Annotated in this window: 4 protein-coding genes and 1 tRNA gene; 2 read left to right on the top strand and 3 right to left on the bottom strand. The window is 67.3% G+C overall.

Features of this window, described 5'->3' with window-relative positions:
* Positions 1-179: 179 nt before the first annotated feature.
* Positions 180-256 (top strand) — tRNA-Met (locus Q8M82_RS05340).
* Positions 257-475: 219 nt separating this feature from the next.
* Positions 476-1288 carry a DUF72 domain-containing protein gene (locus tag Q8M82_RS05335; RefSeq protein WP_305690342.1) on the top strand — a complete coding sequence of 271 codons (813 nt, stop codon included), beginning with the start codon at positions 476-478 and terminating at the stop codon, positions 1286-1288.
* A 125-nt stretch (positions 1289-1413) separates the two neighbouring features.
* Here the strand turns inward: Q8M82_RS05335 and Q8M82_RS05330 are convergent, their stop codons facing one another.
* The 3 genes from Q8M82_RS05330 to purH form a co-directional block, all read right to left on the bottom strand.
* A complete protein-coding gene (locus Q8M82_RS05330; RefSeq protein WP_305690341.1) occupies positions 1414-1881 on the bottom strand; it encodes a YbaK/EbsC family protein in 468 nt (155 codons plus the stop codon).
* A 4-nt stretch (positions 1882-1885) separates the two neighbouring features.
* Complete coding sequence (locus tag Q8M82_RS05325; protein ID WP_305690340.1) at positions 1886-2152, bottom strand: hypothetical protein; 267 nt, start codon at positions 2150-2152, stop codon at positions 1886-1888.
* A 25-nt stretch (positions 2153-2177) separates the two neighbouring features.
* A partial coding sequence (gene purH, locus Q8M82_RS05320; RefSeq protein WP_305690339.1) for a bifunctional phosphoribosylaminoimidazolecarboxamide formyltransferase/IMP cyclohydrolase occupies positions 2178-3418 on the bottom strand: 1241 nt, incomplete at its 5' end.

The following is a 3418-nucleotide window of genomic DNA, read 5'->3' as shown; positions in this document are numbered from 1 at the left end:
CCGTTAAACGTCTCAGCGCTGATGGTACTGTGTCTCAAGACCCGGGAGAGTAGGTCGTTGCCGGGCCTGTCAAGGATATCCCTCATCACAAAACAAACCGCGCGCGGCGCCAGGGCCAAAAAAGCCCCAGCGCCGCGTTCGTGTTCCGCACTGCTCCAACGCAGCGCACACATCACCCCCGCGGGGTGGAGCAGCCCGGTAGCTCGTCAGGCTCATAACCTGAAGGTCGTCAGTTCAAATCTGGCCCCCGCAACCAAAATCCAATCCCCAACGCCCGCAGCCCAAAAGCCGCGGGCGTTGCTGCGTTTAGGGGATTCCCGCAGCATGCTGCCGCAAAGGGCGCGCGCTGCTGACACAGCCTGGCGCACAGCCGCTTCGAACCACGTCGATCGCCTGCTAATGTCACCGAAGGCGCCGGACCGGATTCACGGCGGCCGCCGGGCTGGACTGTGACCTTGCCAAGCTGGAGATCACGATGACGAGGCCGCACGGCGCGATCAGGGTCGGTATCGGCGGCTGGGTGTTCGAGCCCTGGCGTGGGACCTTCTACCCGGAGGGCCTTCCGCAGAAGCGCGAACTCCAGCACGCTGCCAGCCATCTCGGCACGATCGAGATCAACGGCACCTATTACGGCTCGCAGAAGCCCGAGAGTTTTGCGCGCTGGCGGGCGGAGACGCCGGATGGGTTCGTCTTCGCGGTCAAGGGCTCACGCTACATCACCAATCGGCGCGTGCTGGCGGAGGCTGCGCCCTCGATCGAGAAGTTCTTCTCCGGCGGCGTCACGGAGCTGAAGGAGAAGCTCGGGCCGATCAATTGGCAGTTCATGCCGACAAAGGCCTTCGACCCCGCCGATTTCGAGGCCTTTCTCAAGCTGCTGCCGCACCGCGTCGGCGGGATCGACATTCGCCATGCGGTCGAGGTCCGTCATCACAGTTTCCGCACACCGGATTTCGTCGCCCTGCTGCGCGCGTACGGCGTGGCGGCGATCACGGCCGCCGATTCGGACTATCCGCAGATCGCCGATGTGACGGCGCCCTTCGTCTATGCCCGCATCATGGGGACCAGCGAGACCGAGCCGGAGGGTTATCCGGGAGTCGCTCTCGATCGATGGGTAGCGCGCGCCCGGCAATGGGCGAAAGGGGAGGTTCCCGACGACCTGGAGCCGCTATCCGGCGAGCCGGCACCAGCCGTCGCACGCGACGTCTTTCTCTACGTGATCAGCGGCGCCAAAATCCGCAATCCCGCCGCCGCGATGGCGCTGACGCGGCGGTTGGCGAACGAGGGCTGAGCCTCCCCGTCATTGCGAGCGCAGCGGAGCCATCCAGATCGGTCGTGCTCTACGTCGCCTGGATGGCTTCGCTGCGCTCGCAATGATGCGAAAGGACCGTGACGACTATCTGAGAGGCGAGTGTCTCAGGCCATGTCCTGGCAGACATCGACCCATTCGGCATTGGTCAGCGCTGCCAGCCGCTCGGGCGAAATCCGCACCGCGCTGTGCGTCGAGCCGGCGGCGGGCACGATCTCGCCGAAGGCCTTGAGCGAGACGTCGCAATAGACCGGCAGCGGCGTCGCCAGGCCGAAGGGGCAGACGCCGCCGACGGGATGGCCGGTCAGCGCCTCGACCTCGGCGAGATCGAGCATGCGCGGCTTGGCGCCGAACACCGCCTTGGCCTTGCGATTGTCGAGGCGTGCATCGCCGCGCGCGACGACCAGAACGACGCGTTCGCCGACCCGCAGCGACAGGGTCTTGGCGATGCGGGCGGGCTCGACGCCATGGGCGGCCGCGGCCAGCGCCACCGTGGCACTGCTCTCCTTCGTCTCGATCACGGCGATGTCGGGCGCATGGGCTGCAAAGAAGGCGCGGACCGAGTCGAGGCTCATCGCGTCACCTGAATTTCAGGAAGAGCAGGATCGCGAAGGCCGCCGGCAGGCCGAAGACGAGCGAGAAGAAGGGCATCTCCTGGAGCAGCGTGTATCCGGCGCGGCTGACGCCGATCCAGAGATTGACCAGCGCCGCGACCAGCCAGAGCGGCAGGAAGAGCTTGACGGCGAAGCCGGTCGGGTCCCCGCCGCCGAGCTTCAGGCGGCGCGCGAGAAAATGCAGGGCGCCGAGGAGGGCAAAACCAGCAGCGATGAGTTTCAGCGTGTGCATCCGGTAGCCCTCGGCACATCCTCGCTCAGTGGCGGAAATGGCGGTGGCCGGTGAAGACCATGGCGAGGCCGGCCTCGTCGGCAGCCTTGATGACCTCGTCGTCGCGCATCGAGCCGCCGGGCTGGATCACGGCGGTGGCGCCGGCTTCCGCCGCGGCCAGGAGACCGTCGGCGAAGGGGAAGAAGGCGTCCGACGCCACGACCGAACCCTTGGCGAGGGTTTCCGGCAATCCGGCGGCCTTGGCGGCTTCCGCTGCCTTCCAGGCCGCGATGCGCGAGGAATCGACGCGGCTCATCTGGCCGGCGCCGATGCCGACGGTGGCGCCATCCTTCACATAGACGATGGCGTTCGACTTGACGTGCTTGGCGACGCGGAAGGCGAAGCGCAGATCGGCGAGCTCGCGTTCGCTGGGCTGGCGCTTCGTCACGACCTTCAGCTCCATGTCGTCGACGACGGCGTTGTCGCGGGCCTGGGCCAGGAAGCCGCCCGAGACGGTGCGCAGCGAGAGGCCCGGCGCGCGCATGTCCGGCAGGCCGCCGGTCAGCAGCAGGCGCAGGTTCTTCTTGGCGGCGATGAGGGCGATCGCGTCCTCGTCCGCCTCGGGCGCGATGATCACCTCGGTGAAGACCTCGACGATTTTACGGGCGGCTTCCGCATCGAGCCGGCGGTTCAGTGCGACGATGCCGCCGAAGGCCGAGACCGGGTCACAGGCCAATGCGCGCTCATAGGCGGCGAGCAGCGATGGGCCGGTGGCGACGCCGCAGGGGTTGGCATGCTTGACGATGACGCAGGCGGCCGCGGTCGCGGGGTCGAACTCGGCGACGCATTCGAAGGCGGCGTCGGTGTCGTTGATGTTGTTGAAGGAGAGCTGCTTGCCCTGGACCTGACGCGCCGTGGCGACGCCGGGGCGGCTGCCGGGCGTGCGGTAGAAGGCAGCCCATTGATGCGGGTTTTCGCCATAGCGCATCGCCTCGGCGAGCTGGCCGCCGAGCGCGCGATAGGCCGGCGCGGTGTCGCCCAGCTCATTGGCGAACCAGTTCGAGATCGCGGCGTCATAGGCCGCGGTGCGGGCATAGGCCTTCTGCGCGAGCTTGCGGCGCAGGGTGAGCGTGGTCGCGCCTTTCTGCGCCTCGAGATCGGCGAGCACCATGGCATAGTCCGCCGGCTCGACGACCACGGCGACGTCGTGATGGTTCTTGGCGGCGGCCCGGATCATCGCCGGGCCGCCGATGTCGATGTTCTCGATGCAGTCATCATAGGGCTTTG

It is taken from the genome of Allobosea sp. (assembly GCF_030694325.1).
Classification (GTDB): domain Bacteria; phylum Pseudomonadota; class Alphaproteobacteria; order Rhizobiales; family Beijerinckiaceae; genus Allobosea.
The sequence above is the reverse complement of the archived record's forward strand: the minus strand, read 5'-3'. Positions and strand labels throughout refer to the sequence as shown.